Source organism: Methanobrevibacter filiformis, assembly GCF_001639265.1.
GTDB classification, from domain to species: Archaea; Methanobacteriota; Methanobacteria; order Methanobacteriales; family Methanobacteriaceae; genus Methanacia; species Methanacia filiformis.
Genome location: NZ_LWMT01000191.1, coordinates 1 through 21,163, shown reverse-complemented (window position 1 = coordinate 21,163; position 21,163 = coordinate 1). Strand labels below are relative to the sequence as shown.

At 27.2% G+C, this 21,163-nt stretch carries 28 protein-coding genes; 4 read left to right on the top strand and 24 right to left on the bottom strand.

All coding sequences use genetic code 11. From position 1 onward, the window contains the following. Positions 1-89: 89 nt before the first annotated feature. The 23 genes from MBFIL_RS05025 to MBFIL_RS04915 all read right to left on the bottom strand — a co-directional run bounded on the left by MBFIL_RS05025 (position 90) and on the right by MBFIL_RS04915 (position 17,592). Entirely contained in the window at positions 90-368 is a 279-nt protein-coding gene (locus MBFIL_RS05025; RefSeq protein ID WP_066972047.1) for a hypothetical protein, read from the bottom strand. A gap of 1,252 nt (positions 369-1,620) precedes the next feature. Continuing rightward, positions 1,621-1,911, bottom strand: coding sequence for a hypothetical protein (locus MBFIL_RS05020; protein WP_066972043.1), 291 nt, complete (start codon positions 1,909-1,911; stop codon positions 1,621-1,623). A 205-nt stretch (positions 1,912-2,116) separates the two neighbouring features. Then, a complete protein-coding gene (locus tag MBFIL_RS05015) occupies positions 2,117-2,773 on the bottom strand; it encodes a DUF5612 domain-containing protein (protein ID WP_066972041.1) in 657 nt (218 codons plus the stop codon). 300 nt (positions 2,774-3,073) lie between these two features. Next, entirely contained in the window at positions 3,074-3,337 is a 264-nt protein-coding gene (gene ehbP / locus MBFIL_RS05010; RefSeq protein ID WP_066972039.1) for an energy-converting hydrogenase B subunit EhbP, read from the bottom strand. Between the two features lie 11 nt (positions 3,338-3,348). After that, positions 3,349-4,347 (bottom strand): respiratory chain complex I subunit 1 family protein, encoded by a 999-nt coding sequence (locus MBFIL_RS05005; RefSeq protein WP_066972037.1) that lies wholly within the window; start codon positions 4,345-4,347, stop codon positions 3,349-3,351. Positions 4,348-4,415: 68 nt separating this feature from the next. Then, the gene (locus MBFIL_RS05000) at positions 4,416-5,546 is read right to left on the bottom strand and encodes a hydrogenase large subunit (RefSeq protein WP_066972036.1); all 1,131 of its coding nucleotides are present in this window, start codon (positions 5,544-5,546) and stop codon (positions 4,416-4,418) included. Positions 5,547-5,755: 209 nt separating this feature from the next. Next, positions 5,756-6,202: an NADH-quinone oxidoreductase subunit B family protein gene (locus MBFIL_RS04995; RefSeq protein ID WP_066972035.1), complete on the bottom strand. Its 447-nt coding sequence runs from the start codon at positions 6,200-6,202 to the stop codon at positions 5,756-5,758. A 229-nt stretch (positions 6,203-6,431) separates the two neighbouring features. Continuing rightward, on the bottom strand, positions 6,432-6,914 hold the full coding sequence (locus MBFIL_RS04990; RefSeq protein WP_066972034.1) for a 4Fe-4S binding protein: 483 nt from the start codon (positions 6,912-6,914) through the stop codon (positions 6,432-6,434). 19 nt (positions 6,915-6,933) lie between these two features. Continuing rightward, positions 6,934-8,340, bottom strand: a complete 1,407-nt coding sequence (locus tag MBFIL_RS04985) for a 4Fe-4S binding protein (protein WP_066972028.1) — start codon at positions 8,338-8,340, stop codon at positions 6,934-6,936. A 3-nt stretch (positions 8,341-8,343) separates the two neighbouring features. Then, positions 8,344-8,604 (bottom strand): energy-converting hydrogenase B subunit J, encoded by a 261-nt coding sequence (locus tag MBFIL_RS04980; protein ID WP_066972026.1) that lies wholly within the window; start codon positions 8,602-8,604, stop codon positions 8,344-8,346. 13 nt (positions 8,605-8,617) lie between these two features. Next, positions 8,618-9,070: an MnhB domain-containing protein gene (locus MBFIL_RS04975; protein WP_066972024.1), complete on the bottom strand. Its 453-nt coding sequence runs from the start codon at positions 9,068-9,070 to the stop codon at positions 8,618-8,620. Between the two features lie 102 nt (positions 9,071-9,172). Next, the gene (locus MBFIL_RS04970) at positions 9,173-9,448 is read right to left on the bottom strand and encodes an EhbH (protein WP_066972017.1); all 276 of its coding nucleotides are present in this window, start codon (positions 9,446-9,448) and stop codon (positions 9,173-9,175) included. Further along, the gene (locus tag MBFIL_RS04965) at positions 9,441-9,776 is read right to left on the bottom strand and encodes a hypothetical protein (protein WP_066972016.1); all 336 of its coding nucleotides are present in this window, start codon (positions 9,774-9,776) and stop codon (positions 9,441-9,443) included. The genes MBFIL_RS04970 and MBFIL_RS04965 overlap by 8 nt, the downstream gene beginning before the upstream one ends. Then, entirely contained in the window at positions 9,776-11,269 is a 1,494-nt protein-coding gene (ehbF, locus tag MBFIL_RS04960; protein ID WP_066972015.1) for an energy conserving hydrogenase EhbF, read from the bottom strand. The genes MBFIL_RS04965 and ehbF overlap by 1 nt, the downstream gene beginning before the upstream one ends. Next, positions 11,269-11,637, bottom strand: a complete 369-nt coding sequence (locus MBFIL_RS04955; RefSeq protein ID WP_394328412.1) for a cation:proton antiporter subunit C — start codon at positions 11,635-11,637, stop codon at positions 11,269-11,271. Before MBFIL_RS04955 ends, ehbF begins: the two co-directional genes overlap by 1 nt. Beyond that, positions 11,624-11,863, bottom strand: a complete 240-nt coding sequence (locus tag MBFIL_RS04950) for a DUF4040 domain-containing protein (RefSeq protein WP_066972014.1) — start codon at positions 11,861-11,863, stop codon at positions 11,624-11,626. The genes MBFIL_RS04955 and MBFIL_RS04950 overlap by 14 nt, the downstream gene beginning before the upstream one ends. After that, on the bottom strand, positions 11,856-12,428 hold the full coding sequence (locus tag MBFIL_RS10945) for a hypothetical protein (RefSeq protein ID WP_066972013.1): 573 nt from the start codon (positions 12,426-12,428) through the stop codon (positions 11,856-11,858). Before MBFIL_RS10945 ends, MBFIL_RS04950 begins: the two co-directional genes overlap by 8 nt. Position 12,429: 1 nt before the next feature. Further along, entirely contained in the window at positions 12,430-12,690 is a 261-nt protein-coding gene (locus MBFIL_RS04940; protein WP_211261720.1) for a hypothetical protein, read from the bottom strand. Positions 12,691-12,993: 303 nt separating this feature from the next. Further along, on the bottom strand, positions 12,994-13,305 hold the full coding sequence (locus MBFIL_RS04935) for a monovalent cation/H+ antiporter subunit E (RefSeq protein WP_066972000.1): 312 nt from the start codon (positions 13,303-13,305) through the stop codon (positions 12,994-12,996). A 458-nt stretch (positions 13,306-13,763) separates the two neighbouring features. Continuing rightward, the gene (locus tag MBFIL_RS04930) at positions 13,764-14,474 is read right to left on the bottom strand and encodes a metal-dependent hydrolase (protein ID WP_066971998.1); all 711 of its coding nucleotides are present in this window, start codon (positions 14,472-14,474) and stop codon (positions 13,764-13,766) included. Between the two features lie 763 nt (positions 14,475-15,237). Then, positions 15,238-15,819 carry a potassium channel family protein gene (locus MBFIL_RS04925; protein ID WP_066971996.1) on the bottom strand — a complete coding sequence of 194 codons (582 nt, stop codon included), beginning with the start codon at positions 15,817-15,819 and terminating at the stop codon, positions 15,238-15,240. A 73-nt stretch (positions 15,820-15,892) separates the two neighbouring features. Then, positions 15,893-16,681, bottom strand: a complete 789-nt coding sequence (locus MBFIL_RS04920) for a succinylglutamate desuccinylase/aspartoacylase family protein (protein ID WP_084266305.1) — start codon at positions 16,679-16,681, stop codon at positions 15,893-15,895. Positions 16,682-16,938: 257 nt separating this feature from the next. Further along, positions 16,939-17,592 (bottom strand): DUF166 family protein, encoded by a 654-nt coding sequence (locus MBFIL_RS04915; protein WP_066971995.1) that lies wholly within the window; start codon positions 17,590-17,592, stop codon positions 16,939-16,941. A 239-nt stretch (positions 17,593-17,831) separates the two neighbouring features. On the opposite strand from MBFIL_RS04915, the gene MBFIL_RS04910 reads away from it, so the two are divergent. Beyond that, a complete protein-coding gene (locus MBFIL_RS04910) occupies positions 17,832-19,007 on the top strand; it encodes an argininosuccinate synthase (protein WP_066971994.1) in 1,176 nt (391 codons plus the stop codon). 260 nt (positions 19,008-19,267) lie between these two features. Here the strand turns inward: MBFIL_RS04910 and MBFIL_RS04905 are convergent, their stop codons facing one another. Then, positions 19,268-19,732, bottom strand: a complete 465-nt coding sequence (locus MBFIL_RS04905) for a hypothetical protein (RefSeq protein WP_157078683.1) — start codon at positions 19,730-19,732, stop codon at positions 19,268-19,270. A 318-nt stretch (positions 19,733-20,050) separates the two neighbouring features. On the opposite strand from MBFIL_RS04905, the gene MBFIL_RS11105 reads away from it, so the two are divergent. The 3 genes from MBFIL_RS11105 to MBFIL_RS04900 all read left to right on the top strand — a co-directional run. Continuing rightward, on the top strand, positions 20,051-20,203 hold the full coding sequence (locus MBFIL_RS11105) for a Sir2 family NAD-dependent protein deacetylase (protein WP_281192502.1): 153 nt from the start codon (positions 20,051-20,053) through the stop codon (positions 20,201-20,203). An 88-nt stretch (positions 20,204-20,291) separates the two neighbouring features. Beyond that, positions 20,292-20,393: a hypothetical protein gene (locus tag MBFIL_RS11100; RefSeq protein ID WP_281192503.1), complete on the top strand. Its 102-nt coding sequence runs from the start codon at positions 20,292-20,294 to the stop codon at positions 20,391-20,393. Between the two features lie 535 nt (positions 20,394-20,928). Continuing rightward, positions 20,929-21,163: hypothetical protein (locus MBFIL_RS04900; protein WP_157078682.1), on the top strand; the 235-nt coding region annotated here is incomplete at its 3' end.

Here is a 21,163-nt window from a genome sequence, read left to right as displayed (position 1 = left end):
AATAGATATTCAATGAAAAACATAGACAACAAATAAAAAAAACTACAAAAAATAATTTACAATCTAACCACAACTAAGAAAATTCACTGTCATCCATCAACTGAAAAATTAATTATTGCACAGCCAATAAAAGAAAAATTATTCCTTATATCACTATCTTTATTATAAATTCCTTCATTTAAAGTCAAAGTATCATTTGACTGACCATTACTATTTATTGTAGCTATTGCACTATTAATTCCTCCAGCATCACCAGGATTTAAAGTATAATCTGCAGCACTTACACCAGAAACTAAAAACATAATAGATAATACAATAGTTAAAAAATACAATGATCCTCCTAAAATCAAACCATTATTAAACTTCATAAAAAAACACCCTTTATTACCCTTATCCATTTATTAATCTTTTAATACATCCAAAATACTCATTATTCTTTTATAATTTTTTAAAATCAAAAATATTTAAATATTAAATAATAAAATATGAAATTACAGAAAATTATACCATATATAACCATATTAATCAATATTAAGAGAATTAACTATATATGCATTATATATAGCGGTTTAACATTTCCTAATTATATATTCATAATAATTAATACTATTACTATATATTGATATATGTAATATATATATTTAACTATTCATTATAATATAAACTATTCAGTAAATATGAATATTAATATATATATATATATATATATATAAAAACTATTGAATATTATAGAAAAATTTTGAGTATTTCATAATAGAATAGTGCTAAAATATGAATACAATGATAGCAAACTCATTAAAAAGCATTGAATAGAAAATAAAAGAAATTTTATAAGGAAAAAAACAAAATAGTTTACAATAATTTACAGTTTTAAATGAAGCATGTATCTTAATAAAATAGTGATATAAGATGATATAAGAATAAGAATACTTATTCCTTCATTTATATCAATATAATTTTTAATAAAAAGATCATATTTAAAAAGTAAAAACAGGAATTTTAATATAATCTTGTCATTTCTCATTGATGACACCATTATTTTAATTTTATTGATAATTTTTTTACAATTATTCTGTCATCTATTGTTGATGACAATGATGCATATGTACATCAATTATTTTTTAAAAATAGATATTTAATTAAATTAACTAAAATAGATTAAAATCTATTTAAACTATTAATATTATAATTTTTTATTAAAATATTATATTATAATATTTAAAATTAGTAAATAGTTCGTATTAATTGTTTAAAATTAAATTAAAAGAGTTTAAAAAATAATAAAAATTAAATATTTAAAAAGAATTAATTAAATATTCCATTAAAGACAATTGAATTTAACGATTGTGTCAAAATTTTGCCTCCTGAGAAAAATTGTATTACAAATATATTATAAAATTCATACTACTTTATTAATACACTATGATTCAAAATCCTGACCAATCTACATTGAAATGTTAAAAAATTAATTTAAGAGATATATTTTGACATAATCTCATTATCAATGCTTAGAACCTAAATACTGTATTAAAATGTGATAATAATTAGTATGCATTTTATAGTAAAATGTAATATTAAATCTTTTCAGGAAGCAAAATTTTTACATAATCGCATAAACCACTAAATACCATCTAAATGGATCTGATCTTTTAGTTTTTCAACATCAACAACATTATCAGTTTCTATAAATCCTGATAATTCTTCCATTGCCTTAGGTACACCATTACCAAATCGTGGTAATTTATCATTTATTCTAAGCTTTTCTAATTTCTGTTCATTATTTTCATTTTCAGCTATTCCCTTTTTAATAAAATGTTCTGCTAATTCTTTTTCAGTAGTTCCAGTAGTTTTAGCTATTTTACTAAGGTGTTTAAATAAATCTGATTGTATTTTTATCATGTTAAATGTCATGAATATTAAACCTCCCTTTATTTAACAAGTTTCAGGGAAAAATAAACCTAAAATTCTTTCTTTTGCATTATACTATAAAATAGTATAAATGCCAAGCACAATGTATTCAACTATTATATTATTTATTTCATTTCCTCTATAGTACATAAAACTACTGACTATAGCTACTAGAAAAATTAATATATATAATAGATTTATATAGGAACTAGAATTTCCTACTTTTTAATTTATTGATATCAAAGACTGCAGTATCTGCTATGGTCATTACCGCCATTACGCCTGCTTGAATTGGGTCAGTTACGACTAAATCAGCTACTTCTGTTACGCCTCCAGGCATGTTTAAGCTGATTACTATTAGGTCTCTCTCTTTTTTAAGTTTTGAGATTGCGTCTGATATTTCTCCACCCATTAAGGAGCCTGCTAAAACTAATGCACTTACTCTCGGAAGTCTTGATAGTGCTTTAACAGCTTCTGCTATGTTTGATTCTCCTACAAGCGGAGTTGTATCTACACTTATTCGTTCACCTCTTATGTTGTGTCTATCTGCTTCTGTAATTGCTCCCATTGCTGCTTGAGAAACTTGAGCTCCACCTCCAAATATTATTACTCTTTTTCCATAGATGTCCTCTAAAGATTCATGTATTTGAACTTCTTGAATTGGTTCTAGTGCTTCAAGATCTTTCAATAGCTCCTCTTTATTTGTAACATTTTCAAGTTCTAAATGTATAGAACCTAAATTATTTTTTTCAATAAAAAGATGAGTATAACTAATATTAAGTCCATGAGATGAAAGTAATTTAGTTATTTGATCTAAAACTCCTTTTTTTTCTAATGTTTTTATTGTAATATTAATATCTGACACATAAACCACATGAATAAATAATTATGAAAATTAATGAAAATTTAAAAAAATTAAATGAAATTAAATGAAATTAACTAAAAATAACTAAAAATAACTAAAATTAAAATGGATCAATAAGATTAATTAAAATTAATTAAGATTGATTAAAAAGTAATACTATTTTTTATAAATAATAATATAAAAATTTTATCATAAAATATTAAATATGTAATTATTTGAAAATAAAAAATATTAAAAATAATAAGGTAAGGAATGTAATAAGAATTATTAATAATTATTATTAAAAATAATTTGTGAAGACTATGCATTTTCTGGTTTAAGAGATTCTAAATCTGCCTTTGCTTTTCTAAATAGTCTTAGGAAACTATCTTCATCTTTGACAGGAATGATGTCTAAACCCAGTTCTCTTTGAGAATCTATCCAATCTTCTGTAAAAACTGGGATTTCTATTTTTATTGGTTCATCTGACTTGTTAACCACGATAATATTTCTATATGGAAAATTTCGCTCCACAATATATCCTCCAAGACTTATAATATGCCAAGCACGAACTACAAATTTCAAATAATCACCTTTTATAATAATGTTAAAACGATAGCTAAAATTCCAAGTAATGAGGTTCCTATTACAACTGGATAAAACTGTTTATTTGTGAAAACTGGAGAAAATGCACTTAGGATACCCATTATAATTGGGAAGATTAATGCAACAGCTATATTAACTAATATTTTCCATGAAAGTAAATATGGTGGCATTCCAAGGAATAAAACTGAAAATATTGCTCCAAGAACAAACATCAAAAATCCTCTTGTTAAATATACTAACCCTCTGTATTTAGAAGCATATTCCATATAAGGACCTTCAATAACATCTGCTTTTGTTTTAAGTATTGCAAAAGGATACTCATTTAATAGTATCATGTATCCAATAAAGAAAACTATTGCTGCCACAATCCCAGCAGCTGAAAATAAAATTGGACCATGTGCTACTTGGTAAGCAACAATATCAGATAAGTAGATACTTTTAACTTTAATAACTGGTATAATTAATGCCAAATAAAGTGGGAATGATCCAAAAGCTATTAATCTAAAAGCCCTGTTTGAACTTATATCTTCAATAAATGATCTTTCACTGTCTAAATGAAGTCCTCCTTTAACTATATCTGGAAATGGAAGAGATGAAGACATTATTGATTTCGAAAGTGCTCCCATCAAAACATAACAGATTTCTTCAACTTTTAAAAGTCCTATGATAGCTATTACACTTGTAAGCACACCTGCCACATAAACTTTAGGAATCAAAAGCAACATTATAACTAATACTACTATAAAGCATACTACAGGTAAAGCTTTGTAAATACCTGGTGCTGGAGAGTTTATTTCAACATTCTCTTTAAAAGCAAACTTAATAGGTGCCATTATTCCAATACTTGTAACTGGAGGTCCTACTCTTTGCTGAATCCTTGCTTGAATGTATTTTCTCTCAATTCCTGGTATAAATGTCCCTACAATAAAAGCTACAAATATTGTACCTATTACAGCCAATATTGTATATAAAATTGTGATTTTAAACATAAAAATTCATTCCCATTACCTTATTTTCATGATAATATAATAGCTATTAGTTAATAGCTAGATAAGAATTATTTATTAATTATTTCAATAGCTCTGTCTGTACATGTGAAACATGGGTCACATTGAACAATACATAGTTGAGCATCCGTTACATGGTTTCCAATACATGCCAATTGCATTGCCCCTATATTAGACATTGAAGGTGTTCTTATTATTGTTCCTCTTACTCTACCTTCTTCTAATGCATATGAATGGTACAATGTTCCTCTTGGAACTTCAATATGACTGTGTATAATTCCAGTATCCTTCATTTCCCATGATCGATCAACTATTGATCCTTTTGGAAGATTTTTAATAGCTTGTCGGATTATACTAATTGATTCTGGTATCTCAAGAACTCTCATAAGAATATTATCTTTAACATCTCCATCATTTAATGTTATTACATTAAAATCAAATGGTTCATATTCTTTCATTGTTTCTCTTAAATCTTGATGAACGCCTGTTGCTCGTAGTGACGGACCAGTGACTTCTAATTTTTTAGCATCTTTGGCAGATATTTGACCTACACCTGTGATTCTGTTCATTACAATTGGATCTGATACAAACCTGTCTGCAAAGTTTGCTACATTTTTCTCAATTAAATCCATTCCTTCAGCTATTTTCCTGATTCTTGAATCATCTAGTTCACATCTTGGTCTTACTCCACCAATAATAGAAACCCCATATTGAACCCTATTTCCTCCAATCATTCTAAGAAGTTCCATTACAGTTTCACGAATAGAAAAGGCTCTCATTGAGAATGTTTCATGGGCTAAAACTTCACTTCCATGTCCAAGATATAAAAGATGACTGTGTAATCGCTCTAATTCTTCCATTATAACTCTAATATAACTAGCTCGCTCTGGTATTTCAATTTCAAGACCTTTTTCTGCAGTTAAAACTGAATTCCATATATGAGCATTAGAACAAATACCACATATTTTTTCTGTAAGTGCATTTGCTTTTTCTACAGGAAGTCCTTCCATGATTCTTTCTATTCCTCTATGGTTGACACCTATAGTAATTTCTGCATCTTTTACAATTTCATCTTCAACAAAAAGTCGAACTCGATATGGTTCCAATGCAGCAGGGTGAACTGTTCCAAGTGCAACTTCAGTATCAATTATTTCCTGCTTGGATTTATTCTCTTCATTCATCTATAAGCACCTTTTTAAGACACTGACCTATTAAATCAGCTATTAATAATCAATTAGCCTTTAATACATTAATAATTAATTTAATTAATTTTTAATTAAGTAATCTTGATTAAGTAATTCCTAAATAAACTAAGTCTTTTAACTTTAGCTTGTATTTAATATATTAGTACCTAAATATTGATTTTTTTAAAGTATTAATTTTTTAACACTTAATCAGCATTTAATAACTTTGGTAAAGCTGATACAACACCAGACAAGAGATCTTGTGGTCTAACAGCACATCCAGGAACCTTTGCATCAACAGGTATAATATTCTCTACTGGACCAGCTATTTCTTCAGATGGAATGTCACCATGAATATTTTTATAAACTCCACCCATTAGTGCACAAGATCCTGCAGCTATAACTGCTTTAGGATTTGGAATTGCTTCATAAATCTTTTTTAATGGTTCTTCATTTAATTTAGTTACTGGACCTGTAACAACTAAAACATCTGCTTCACGAGGGTTCCATGTTAAGAAAACCTTATATTGTTCAGCGTCGAATTTAGGTGAAAGAACACAGTTTACAATTTCTATATCGCAACCATTGCATCCACCAGTATAAACCAGCATAAGATGTATAGCTCTTGCCCTTGAAAATGATTTAAGGCTCATTAAATCCCTCTTATTTTTTAAATTAAATATGAATTATTAAGTTTATTAATAATAAATTATATTTTTATATTCTTATTAAGTTATAATTAATAATAAATTATATTTTTATTAAGTTATATCTACAATTTGTTAAGATATATTTATTAAATAATTATTAATTTATATCTACAATTATTAGTATTACTTATACTACAATTATGAGTATTGCTTATAATCTACAACTTTTAAATTATTTTTTATTTTTTAAAATTGTTTTATCAGATAAAAATTGTGAAATAAATGAAAGTTTATCATCTGAAATCTTAACAGGTTGATCCATCAGAGTTTTAAGATCTAATTTTACTTCACCTACATCATTTGGATGAATAGTGGATTTTTCACCAAATAATGCATAAACTGGACAGAAATCGTGACAATAATAACAAAATACACATTTTTCACTATTTAATTTAGGAACTTGACTTTTAGTCCATCCAGGCATTAACTCTTCAGAAACTGCTAATTCAGCCATTTCAATTGCATTTGTAGGGCAAACATTAGCACAGCCTCCACATCCAATACATGCATCAATAGCTACTTTATCAGTTGGTTGAATCTTGCCTTCCAAGATATTTTTTCTCATCTCCATATCTGTTACTCTATCACGAGCAAAAAATATCCTTTTGAAGTTCCCATAAGCTCCTTCTAACATTATTCTAATTAGATTCTTCATCAAAACACCTAGCTATTAATTATCTAACTGAATTATCTGACTGATCAAGCTGATCTTGATCAAAACGCCTATTGCTTTCAAACTCTCTTTCAAATATAAAGGCTTTTGCAGGACATGCATTTGAACATGCTGAACAGAATATGCATTTATCCATATCTACACTTACATGATCTCCATGATCAATAATCGCCTCTTCTGGACAAATTTTATAGCACATTTTACAGTTAATGCAAAATTTACTATCTATTGTATTAAAGCCACTTACAGGTAACTGTTTATACATTGTTGATGTAGGTATTGCATCTTTAGGGCAGTGTATAGCACAGGATTCGCATAATATGCATTTTTCATGGTTTACTTCAATAGTACCATGTTTAAGCAGTATTGCATCCACTGGACAGAATTCAACACATGTTCCACAGGAAATACAGCTATCTTTTACTTCACCATTCCATATAACCTTTTCAAACTTACGTGCTTCTTGGATGTCACAGGATTTAACACATTTTCCACATGAAACACAATATCCTTCAATTTCAACCTTAACTCCAACATTAGAATCTACCTTTTTAAGAGTTGAAACAGGACATTTGGCTATTGATTCATCTAAATCTCCATTATTGTACAGAGAAGAATCAAATCTAATTTTACCATTAACCAGTTTTAATGAATCGCCTTTATCATTTAAAACACATAGTCCACAGTTTAAGCATGAAACAATAGTGCCTGTAATTTCAGTTTCAGAGTGATTAATAGTAACTTTAAAATCAGATTCTGTGATTGCGTTACTTGGACAGTTTTTAAGGCAACTTAAACATAAGACGCATTTATCATGATTTATTATGCTATTTGAAATTGCATCTGCAGGACAAAGGTCTGTGCAAACTCTACATTCAGTGCAGACATTCTTCTCATCTGTTTGGACGATTATAGCATTAGTTGGACAGTAGTATTGACATCTACCACAACGTATACAGTCCTCTGTGTGAGTTAAAATGCAGTTACGAGAGGTTTCTGCTAATTCTACAATGTTTGTTCTTTTATGTGGAATAACTAAGTTAAGAGATTCTAAGAAGTTGATTTGTTTCTCTTCAAATAAGTCAAAACCATCGATTCGGGAGTTATTTGGACATGTATCAACACATAAACCACATCTTGCACAAATTCCTTTTACTATGTCTCCATCGAAGTGAATACTGTTTACAGGACATGTGAATTTACATACTCCACACCCATTACATTTAGCCCTGTCAATTACATATCCCCCATACTTATTTTTAAAAATAGCCTGATTTGGACATGCTCTGTAACAAGCACCACATGTAATACAACTAAAGGCTTTTCCGTTAATTAACCTAATAGCTTCTGTTGGGCATTCTTCAATACATTTCCCAATTCCTTCACATTTATTTGTTGATAAAAACATGGTTTACCTTCCAAATATTAATTTTCCAATTATTATACCAATAACTCCTGATATAAATCCTGTAGCTATTGGTAAATCAGTGTAATATGGATATGATCCCAGTTGCCATGCTATCACAATAGCTACGATGAGTATTACTACAAATGAGGATACATTAAAATTTATCTCACTTTTTGGATTATTTTTCATTGCAATTCCTAAAACAAAGCCTATGATGAATCCAAATAGGATTGGTCCGATTATTAGTGGTCCTAAATATATCATAATCTAACTCCATTTACTCCATTTTAAACTGTGAAAAAGCTATTACAACAGCACTTAATCCAACAAAAACCTTTAAACCAACAAAGACATTAAAGTAAGGAACAATCCCTGCATTAGTTACATCAGGATAATGAAATACATTAACAATTATATTAGGAACTAAATTATAAAAATCAGTCCCTACATTGTATAAATAAAATCCTGCAAGGAATAAACCAATGAGTCCAAGTATTACATAACTTAATGCCCCTATACTTTCAACTGCAGATATAAACTCATGGGATAACTTAATTGGGCTTTTTTCAACACCATAAACAATTACACAAAGTATAATTCCTCCAGCTATCATAGCCCCTCCTTGAAATCCTCCACCTGGTGTAATGTGTCCTCCAAGAATTGTTACAATACCTAGACACATCATCATAATAGCTGCAGGAAAAGCAAACATTTTAAGAATTGTACTCATTTATTCCATCTCCTAATTGGTTTAAATGTACAATTTAATCCACTTAAAAAAGGTTTAAATGTACTCATCTACTCACGCCACCTAAGCAATTAATAATTGTACTCATTTGCTGTCACCTACTATACCTCGTCCAAACACAAGAAGAACCACAACAATCGCAGTTATTAATATTAAAGATTCTCCAAGTGTATCATAACCTCTCCAATCAAATACTACTAATGTTATCATATTTGGAGCCATTTGAACTCCAAGAAGATTGTATACTTCACTTACTCCTGGAGTAATAAGTTTTCCAAATTTAAATATACCATCAAAGAGAGTTATAGCGAAAAGAGATGTTGCTATTGTTAATATCACATTTCTAATATTATTAGACATTAATTCGCCCCCAGTACAATATAGTAACAAGTATTGCAAGAGTTAACACTACATAAAATATCATTTTATTTAATGAATCATCTTGTTCTTTAGCAAATTTAGGCATTAAAGGCATGTTTGTAATTAAAACCAAACCTAAAGCTAAAATAAGAACAATAGTCAAAATCACATTAACATGTCTAAGCATAATTGCAAGAAGAATCAATGAAACAATTAAAGTTAACTCAGCTGCAAGATATCCAGATACATTTGTATTGGTTGTTGGATCATTCTTTAGTCGAGCTTTAACTTCTTTAAATGAATTAACAATCATCTCATAAAAATCCATTATAAAATACCTCCAACAAAGTTAAAGATTGGAGTTGTAATAAATTTAAATAACACACCTAAAACTATAGAAATTATAAGTAAAACAGCAATTGAAATTGTTGCTGATTTTGGAATGCCCTCTTCAGCTAACTCTAAATCTCTTGGCTTAGGTTTAAGATATAATGAATGGAACACTTTCGTGAATGTCATAAAAGTAACAATACTCATTATAATCATGAAAATGGCTAATTCTGGAATACCTGCTTTAAGTGCTGATTGAATAAGCATTAATTTACTTTGGAAAACATTTAATGGAGGAACACCAGCCATAGCTAGACCTCCAATTAAAATCATGATAGCTGTTTTAGGATATACTCCTATTAAACCTCCAAGTTTCCGAATATCTGAAACTTTTGTAAGATAATATATAGTTCCAAAGCCTATGAATAATAATGCTGTTATTATAATCTCATTTAAAGCTTGAAAGAGCCCAGCAGTAACTGATAGTTGAGTTCCAATACCAAATCCAAGTCCAATATATCCTAACTCTCCAACAGCTAAAAATCCTAAGATTCTTCTAAAGTCAGTTTGTGTTATTGCCATTGTAATTGACAAAATCATTGCTAGAGCTGAAAAGACAATTATAAGAATTTTACTATAAGGAATAACTGAAAATATTCTTAAAATAGCTATTCCGAAAGATACAAATACCATTACTGAAAAGGCTTGAAGTAATGCTCCTCCACTTGGTAGTGCTTTGCTGTAGATTGATGATTTTATAGTATGGAATGGTGGTAAACCTGCACTATATAGCCATCCAAAGAATATTAAGATGAATGATAGTAAAAATACTGATGAAAGTGGATTTACTAAGTTATTTTTCACTGCAAATACTATATCAGTAATATTTACACTTCCAACCATACCAAGTAAAAATCCTATACCTATAAGAAGTATTGGACCTCCAATAGAACCTAATATTAAGTATTTAAGTGCAGCTTCATAATTATCTTCTGTATTTGAAGCTAAAACTATTCCTACTTGGACAAGTGCAGCTATTTCAAAGAATATGTACATATGGAATATATCATCAGATAAAAGCATTGCTATAACTGCTGCAATTCCCATAAACATTAAAAATCCATAGGCTCCTGAAGATCTTTTCATCTCATTAAATGAGGTGAAAACAGCTAAAAATGCTACAATACCAAAGAAGAATATGAAGATCTTCTGTAAGCTTTCAAAAGAGTAGGTAATAGCTAAGTGGAAATTTGCAATTGGTGTTTGTGAAATATAGCTTGGAAGTGAGGATAAAAGTCCAGAGTTCTCTATCAAAGGAACATGTCCTCCAAAGTAGTGCAATCCATAGTTTGCAAGTAATGGAATGATTGGTACTACAATAGCTACAATAATAGCAAAGTATTTCACTGTTTTATTTTTACCATGTAATATATTTAATAGTAAAGCACAAATTATTGGAATAATAACCATCAAAGGGATTAAGTCAATCATTATTTATCACCTAAGATTTCTGATGTGGATAAAGTACCATGCTTCTTATATAAAACCATAGCTATTGCTAACATTACTGCAAGTGTACTTGCTCCAATAACTATACTTGTAAGTACTAATGCCTGAGGTAATGGATATGCAGAATTGGCAGCAAACCATTTAGCATCCATTCCAGGCATAAATATTGGAACAACTCCACCTGGTTTATATCCTAAAGTGAGTAAGAACAAATTAGCTCCTTCTTCAATGAAAGCTATTCCTATTATTTTCTTTATTATATTATCAAGAAATATTGCTGCAAATAATCCAATGATTATAAAAGCTCCTGATGTTAATAATGCCATTAACTGAGTATCAATCATTATCATCCATCCTATGAGTTTTAGATATTGCAAGAGCTAAAAAAACTGGAACAATAGCTGCTCCAACAATAGCCTGAGTTAGTGCTACATCTGGAGCAAGTAAAAACTGGAAAAGATATGCAATACATGCACCTGTTATTCCAGTTAAAATAGCCGCTTTAAGTAAATCTCTTTGTATAAGTGCGAGAACACATCCTAAAACTGCAATTATCATTACTACATATTCAATCATCTTCATCCTCACCTATTTTTAAAGTAGAAATAATGTATTTCTCATCTTTCAAACTTCGAATCTGATCATCTTGAAACTTATCTAAAGTAGAAATATTATTAGATTCATGGATTAAATGAAGCTCTTTAGTGTCAATTCCAAATGCTCTAGCTTCATTGCGACGAACTTCAGCACTATCAACATTATTATTTTCCATACTGCCATTATTATCTTCTATTCCCACAGTATTTTCATTATTTATGTTATCTAGATTACCTAGGTTATCTACATTATCTGAAGAAACAATAGAAATTTTTCTATCTTCTTCACCATAATAATAAGCATTAGCCATTGCATGAGCAACAATTGGAGCTAAAACAAAATAAATAGCTCCAAGTAATATTTGATCCATAGCTATTAATGCTAAAACACCTGCAATATCCATTATTCCAAGTATATGTATTTTTGCATAGATAATTCTATATTTATCATCATCAAGGCGAAGAATACCAATAGCAGTTATAATTATTAGTGCAGCAGAGATAAGTAAACAAATTGCCCTGATTATTTCTATAATATCTTGCAAACTATCCTCTCCTCAAAGCTACTGAAAAAGCTATTGTTCCAACAACTCCAAGAATAATGAGTGCAAGAGCAATATCCTTAGAAAATTCTATATTATAAATACTACCAACAATTACAAGTAAAATAGCTAATGCAAGAGAGAAAGTAGCACTTCCAATAAGACCCATAGCTATTGTTTTGTGAGTAGTAATCCTAATAGCAGCAATCATGAATATTATTAATGCAATTATTAAAATATATTCTGAAATTAGCAGTATATCCATCGACATCACATTCTAATATAATTATTAAGTTATGATTATTATTAAGTTATTAATAGACAAACTTTTAAAACGAGAAATCAAAGAGTTCTCCAAATTTTCTTTGGAAATAAAAGTTCGATTAAAAGTTAGTTTGTAAAATAAACATTTCATCATGAGAAATGTTTTTATTAACATTCAGACACTGATTTCGCAAATCTCGTTGCAAGATGCAATCTGATTTACTTACATTTGAGATTTACTTACATTTGAATAGATTTTGAATAGATTTTCTATTTTTTCGAAATCAGTGCCCTATTAATTGATTTATTCTAACATCTTTTTTATATAAGGTTCAAATGGAATAACCTCATCTACACTTCTTGGAGAAATAATAGCTACTTTAATTATCTGTTTATCTGAATCTACATCAATAGATAATGTTCCAGGAGTCAAAGTTATACTATTTGCTAAAATAGTCTGAGATATTGGTCGTTTAAGCTCTGTTTCAATATCAACAATAACAGGATCAATTTTACCAGTGATAGATCTTATAGATGTGTCAATAGTAGCTTTAATAATTTCATATATAAGTACTAAGAAATATAAAATTCCATAGTAAAATCTAGTTAAAAACATTATTGAGATCTCCATTTAAATATAATTTAATAGTAATAAAAGCATTTCTTAAGTTTAGAAATGCTTATTTTATGAAATAATTTTGAAACTTAAGTTTAGAAATGCTTATTTTATGAAATAATTTTGAACAAATTTAATTTATTAAGTTAATTAAATGAATTATAACAATTAAATGAATTATAACAAATTTATAATACTTAATATAATGATTAATAAATGATTATTTCTAATTAAAATGAGATAACCAATATTAATACAATAACATAGCATTTATTATAAATATTTTGAAAACATCTTTAGTATTAATAATTTAACTAAATAAGATATTAATTTTTCATTAAATCATCATGATTAATAATTAAAATAATATTTAATTAATGCAATATTTAAATATTTGTAAATACAAATGATTTTGAAATATTTCGAAATGTATTAAAATTTAGTTATTATCTACTAAATCATAAACTAAAAGGTAATTTAATAATATTCAGGAAGTTAAGAATAAATGGAATAGCTAAAAGAATTATAATAAAACTTACACCAATTCCAAACTTTTTCCTAAATATTTTAGATGAATGAGGTTTCAAAAGTTTAATACCTGCAGGAGTAAATGAATCCAACGCAATATGACTTAAAACACCCATAATTATAAAAATGAATGCAGTAATCAAATTAATTTCAAATATAGGAAATAGCATTAAACCTGCAAAGAATAAGCCTAAAATTGGGAGTATAATCCTTTTATTAATAAACAGAAATGTTAAAAATATTAATATTACAGCTATTGCAAATATAGAGCGAGCATTTGGAGTAAAAAAATTAAGTGAATCAATTAAATAATACCCTGCAATAAATGCAACAAAAATTAAAATACTTAAAATAGCTATTCCAATAAGTGAATGAGTAAATCCTCTATGATTTGAAAAATAAAATATAATTGCAAGAAATATTATTATTACACCTAAATAAAAAGGCAGTTTCAAAAAATACAACCCAATAGCAATAGCTATTCCACAAGCAACGATTCTATAAACATTCTTCTCTTTTATTTTATGATCAAAATCAGGAATATTGGCCCCTATAACTGCAAGCAAAATATATATAGGGTTTACAATATAAATTAAAGCTAAGATAGCTGCAAATACTGTGTGAAATTTATAGGAAGGCATTGAACCACGTTATATTCTTTAAATAAGAATAATTAAATTATTTAAATACTAAATTCAAATATTAACTTAAAATAATCGATTTAATTAAAATAATTATCTAAATAAATTATTTAATTAAATTTATTCTTAATTAAAATATATTATTACAATAAAATACCTTTTTTCCTAGAGAGCATTTGAAAACTAATATTTATACACTGATTTCGCAAAATAGAAAATTTTGCAAAATCTCCCATAAGTACCTAAATCAGTTTTTATAGCTTCAAAAAGGATTTTGAAAAAATTTTTTATTTTTTCGAAATCAGTGTTAAAATTTATACACTGATTTCGCAAAATAGAAAATTTTGCAAAATCTCCCATAAGTACCTAAATCAGTTTTTATAGCTTCAAAAAGGATTTTGAAAAAATTTTTTATTTTTTCGAAATCAGTGTTAAAATTTATACACTGATTTCGCAAAATAGAAAATTTTGCAAAATCTCCCATAAGTACCTAAATCAGTTTTTATAGCTTCAAAAAGGATTTTGAAAAAATTTTTTATTTTTTCGAAATCAGTGTTAAATTATTTCTTATTACTCTTATCTTTTTTATTACCCTCATTTTTCCTATAATGATCTATTTCTTTTAAAATTGTGTGAATTTCTTCAATTTTAATTTCAACTTCGTTGAATCGTTTATTAAAGTTTTTCCAGGTTTCTCTTTCAATTTTTCTTGCATATATTGAAGATATTGCAGCTATTAGTACACTGTAAATTAAAATTCCGCCTAGATTAATATAAATCCTATTATTCGCCCAATAGACGATTCAGGAATTATATCTCCATAACCTACAGAAGATATTGTTACAACAACATACCATAAACTATCAGAAAATGTGGAAACAGAAGGATCATAGAGAAAAAAAGTTATACTAGCACAAATAACTAATACTAAAATAGCTAGGACTAATTTATCTAAATAAGTATGTTTAAGAAAATTTGAAAAGATTTTAGTATCTTTTTTAAGCAATATTAAAATTCTACCTATTCTTATAAATCTAATTAACCTAAAAATAAGTGTAAGGCTAGATCCACCTAAAATATGTAAAGATATAGTTATAATATAGTCTGGAATCATTGCAGGAATGTAATACCAATTATGATTTAAATATTCTTTTTTATCTTTAGAATGTTTTAGATCATAGATAAACTCAAAAAAAAGTATTAAACAAACTATAAAATCAAAAAAAGATACTAGTAAAACATTATTAAGTGAAAGATCAACAAACATTATGAAAATCAATGATATTGAATCTATTAATATTAAAACAAGTATGAATAATTCAATTAGTGCCCTATTTATTTTCAAACTATCGCTCCTATGAACAATATTGCTTTTGACTTTATTTTTTTAAAAATATTTGCAAAATATCTAAAAAGGATTAGATAATATTAAAATACTCTAAATAACTAATCATTTGTGCAAATGAGCGTGTAAAGCTTAGCTCATCTGCATACCCATTAGGAGAAAGGACTTCACAGGTTACTGCAGGAATTCCCAACATATTACATTCATCTTCCAATGCTCCTTTATAAGCTGAACCTGCTTTTTCATAAGATATTACTTCTGAACCAACATACTTAGATATGTGTTCTCCAATTGTGTAGCTCTCGTAAGAAGGCTCTAAAGCACAGAATATTCCTTCTCTGCCTGGATTAGCATTAGGTGCTGTTGAATGAAAATCTCCAACTGAATCAACTTTAAGTTCTTGAATCTTCTTTAAAATCAGATTACTAATTGATCCTTCCTTGTTTGCAGACCTATTAAGATCCATTGAATTGAACCATCGGGAATTGTCCATTGTAGATTTAGGTGCTGAAAAAGGGATTACATATACAGTTCCATTTAGTTTAGTTTGTTTAAGTTTGTTTATTAAGTAAACAGAAGCTATTTGAGGTGGAATTTCGTTACCATGTATTCCTGAGACTATCATCACAGTAGGCTCATTTGGATCCCCTGAACCAAATTTAAACAAAGGAGTTCCTTTGACAGATTCCTTTAAAACATATTTAGATAAATCAGATTTTGGAATATTTTGAAAAACATGGTTATTAGCTACAATAAAGCCTCCAGATTCTAAGGATATGAAATTAACATCCACATTTGGAGAGACAATATTAAAATCATGATTTTCTTCCTCTCTCAAAATATTTCTTTTATTTTCAAACATTAAAACACCCTTATCTAATTATAACCTATAGTGTATAGTAATAAACATTGTTTATTCAAAAAAGATTATACGGATAAATTAAAATATTAAACTAATAAATTAAAATATGTAGTAATAATGAACAAACATTAATAATTCATCATAATTCATATAATAATTTTATTGTAGCATTATTATATATAGTTATTGGTTAACTTTAATTTAAGAACTTAAATTAGAAAAAATTTAATTTAAAGATAATAAAAGAACTTAAAAGCTTAAATTTTTTCAAAAGCTTCTTTATGATAAGTAGAAGCTAATTCCTTCTGATTTTCTTTTGAGAACAATCTTAGCTTTTGTGCTCTACATGGATAATGTTGAACTTTAAATCCTGCTTCTTGTGGAAGTTTATCAATGTCAATAGATTTATTTTTATATTTTTCCTTTATAAAATCAGCTACAAAGAAAGTTGCGCCGCAAAGAGATGATCTAACAACTTTAATATCATTTAACTCACCATTCGTGGAGATATCTAAATTAACCTTAGGTTTTCCAAATTTTACTGCAAATTCATCAAATATTGGATTCCCATTTTCCTCAATATCACACATTATATACGGAAAAACAACATTATCATATTTTATCTGATTTTTAAATCCTTCACCTTTCCATGAAGCAACTATAATCCAATCCACATAGCTATGAACTTTTTTTACTATTTCATGAACTAAATCAATATGGAGAACATATGAAATTATTATATTTGCTTCCTTTAGCTTGTTAAGTGTAATTTCAGGTATTTCAATCTCATCATCAATAAGTTGATCGTTTGGTGGTTCCAATTGTATAAATTCTGTTTCAAATTCTGTTTTTACAGTGTTATATGTTCTATCTCCATAGATACCATCTGATACAACAATAATCTTTAACATTATTTCTCCAAAATTAAATAGTTAACTTAAATTATACAGTTAATTAGTTTTATAAATTAAATATTAATATATAATAAATACTATATTAAAAATGTCAGTAATTAATTATATTTATATATAATATATTAGTTAGTGTAAAATTGGTAATTAAAATAAATTCCCATTATTATATTCAAAAATTGTTATTAAAAAGTATTATTAATTTAAAAATTATTATAAAAGAATTATAAAGTGATTATATGGATAAAGTTATTCTTGCATTTAGTGGTGGATTAGATACAACTGTTTGTGTTAAATTACTTGAAGAAAATTATGGTTATGAAGTTATAACCGTTTGTGTAGATGTAGGTCAGCCTAAAGAAGAAATCGAAAGAGCTGAAAATGTTGCAAAGAAAATTGGTGTTTTAAAACACATTACAATTGATGCGAAAGATGAATTTGCAGAAGATTATATTACAAAAGGAATTAAATCAAATGCAGTTTATGAAGGCTATCCATTGAGTACAGCACTTGCACGTCCTTTAATAGCTATAAAAATAGTAGAAGTAGCTGAAAAAGAAGGTGCGACAGCTATTGCACATGGATGTACAGGAAAAGGAAACGATCAGTTTAGATTTGAAAGTGTAATAAGAGCAAAGTCTGATTTCAGAATAATCGCACCAGTTCGTGAATTGAACTTAACAAGAACAGAAGAACAAGAATATGCTAAAAAACACGATATCCCATTATCCTCTGATAAATTATACAGTATAGATGAAAATATTTGGGGTAGATCCATAGAAGGAGACCTTTTAGAAGACCCTATAAATGAACCAGCCGAAGATGCATACCTCTGGACAAAATCAGGAGTAGATGCAAAAGACGAAGTTGAAAAACTAACTATTGAATTTAAAGACGGAGTCCCCATAGCTATTAACGATGAAAAAGCAAAGTTAATTGATTTAATAGCTAAAGCAAATAAAATAGCTGGAGACCATGGAATAGGCAGGATTGACATTATAGAAAACAGAATGGTTGGTCTTAAAAGCAGAGAAGTCTATGAAGTCCCAGGAGCAACATTATTCATAGCTGCACACAAAGCATTAGAACAATTAGTCTTAACAAAAGACGAATTAAGGTTTGCTGAATACATAAGTACCGTATACGCAGATTTAGTATACAGTGCCCTATGGTATGAACCTTTAAGAGAAGATCTCGACCAAGCAATCGATAACATGCAAAAAAGAGTAACTGGAAAAGTCAATCTTAAAGTTTACAAAGGAAATATATCTACCATTGGAAGAACATCTAAGTACAGCTTACATGACCTTGAACAAATCAGTTTTGAAGATAAAGAAAACGATCAAAATGAAATTGAAGGTATGATTAAACACCACGGTATTCAAGCAACATTATACCAAAGATTAAACAAATAAATACGAAAATAATTTGAAGAAGTTAATAAAAATTAACAATCTTCAATATTTCTCATATTTTTAATTAATTTTACTTAATCTTACTTAATCTTACTTAATTTTACTTAATCATTTTTACTTAATCTTAATTAATATTAATTAATTCTCTTTTAATAATAAAAAAAATGTAGCTATTCAATTTATGATATTTAAAATAATTTATATGACATATACTTCATATTACTATTTTTAATTTTTTACGCAATATTAGAATCTAAATCCTATTTACCAGAAGTACTGTTTCTTAAGTCAATACCACTCAAATCATGAAGCTTATTTTCCATGATAGAATCCATATTACTATAAATTGTTTCCCTATCTTCTTTTGAGAAAAGTTTTAAAGAAATTTTTTCACTTTTAACCTTACCTACATAAACAAGTTCAAGAACTGAGAAATTTTTCTCTATGGATAAGTCACGTAACTGTGAGAAGTAAGTAACCTTCTTATTGAACTTTGATTTAAATTCAAATGAATCATTGTTTATTTTAATATAGTAAGCAGAAAACAAGTTAGGAATCAACTTTAAAAGTATTAAAAAAACTATTATGCTAATTACTATTAAGAAATAAACTGATAAATGATTATAATAATAAATTATAAGCAGATAACCAGTTATTACAAGTAGAACCAACAAAATATAAATAGACAAAACTATTTTGCTTTCATTATACACTCTGTTTTCCACAATATCACCAACTCTAAAAACCATTCACTTAAAACATTTAAATAAAATTATTATAATTACTTAATAAATGGTTACATGTTAATAAATATTATTATATTTATAATTAATAGTTAATAAAGTCTACTATTTTAGTATACAAAATGATATTAAATCCAAAGAACAAAAAACTAATTTTAAAAATATTAATTATATACATTGAATTGGAAAAATTTTCTATTCTTAATCTTTTAAATTGAAGATTTTCAATGTTAGAAAAAGATTTTTTATCTTTTTTTGTTTTCTTAAATTCCTAATTCAATGCATAAATATTAGGATAATATGACAAATAATAAATTAATAAGCAATAAAATAAAGAAATTTAAAGAACTAATAGAAAATTCTGAAAATATCCTGTTCTTTGGTGGTGCAGGAGTGTCTATAGAAAGTGGAATTCCTGATTTTAGAAGTGAAAAAGGTATTTTAAAACAATAAGCAAATATGGAGTTAGACCTGAAGAAATATTAAGCCATAGCTATTTTTAAAGAATCCTGAAACATTTTATCAATATTACAAAGAATTCATAGTACATGCAAATGCTAAACCAAATAATGCCCATATATGTATTGCTAAGTTAGAAAAACAAGGAAAGCTGAAAGGAATTATAAGACAAAATATTTATTAATACAAAATATTTATTAATAAAAGTGAAACTAACTATGATACCTATGCAAATTTAATTTAACTTCATATAATAAGATTTTGCGAAATCAGTGTCTTAAAATATTGTTTAATTCAATTTCAAAACTTTTAAAAGTTTGATTAAATATCATTATAATAATATTATGATTTTAATGATTAATATAATTTTACTTTTTAACAATAATTGGTTTAATTTTAACTAATAATTCAATTAAATCATTATTATCAAAAAGTAAAATTCATTTATATCTTCAAAATTTCTAAAATAATATGTGAGCTTAAGCTATCATAATAGAACTGATGAATAAAGCATTGATGCATTTATAGCTATTTTCTATTATTTATGTTTTATTTTATTAAATTTATTAAATAGAGCATTACATGAGAATATTCCTAATTAAGGATAATTAAGGAGGCTATTATATAATGAGGATTCGTATTTAATAATTTTCTTTTTATATGTATTATTTTTTTTCTTTGGTATTTTTATTTATGTTTGATTGTTTATATATTTTTTTATGAGTTTTAATAGTAATATTCGTAAGTGTTTTAGGTTTGTGTTGAAGAAGTTGAATGTTTGGGAGAGTAGTGGTAAGTTTAGTGTTGATTTTGATTATTTGAGGTCTGTTGTTCGTGGGGATTTTAGTGATTTGTGGAAGGAAGGTCTTAATTTTAATATTAATAGTCCTTTTAATAAAGAGCTTTTGTGTTGTGATTTGGAAAGAATGGTTCGCGCATTAGATGATGGAGAAA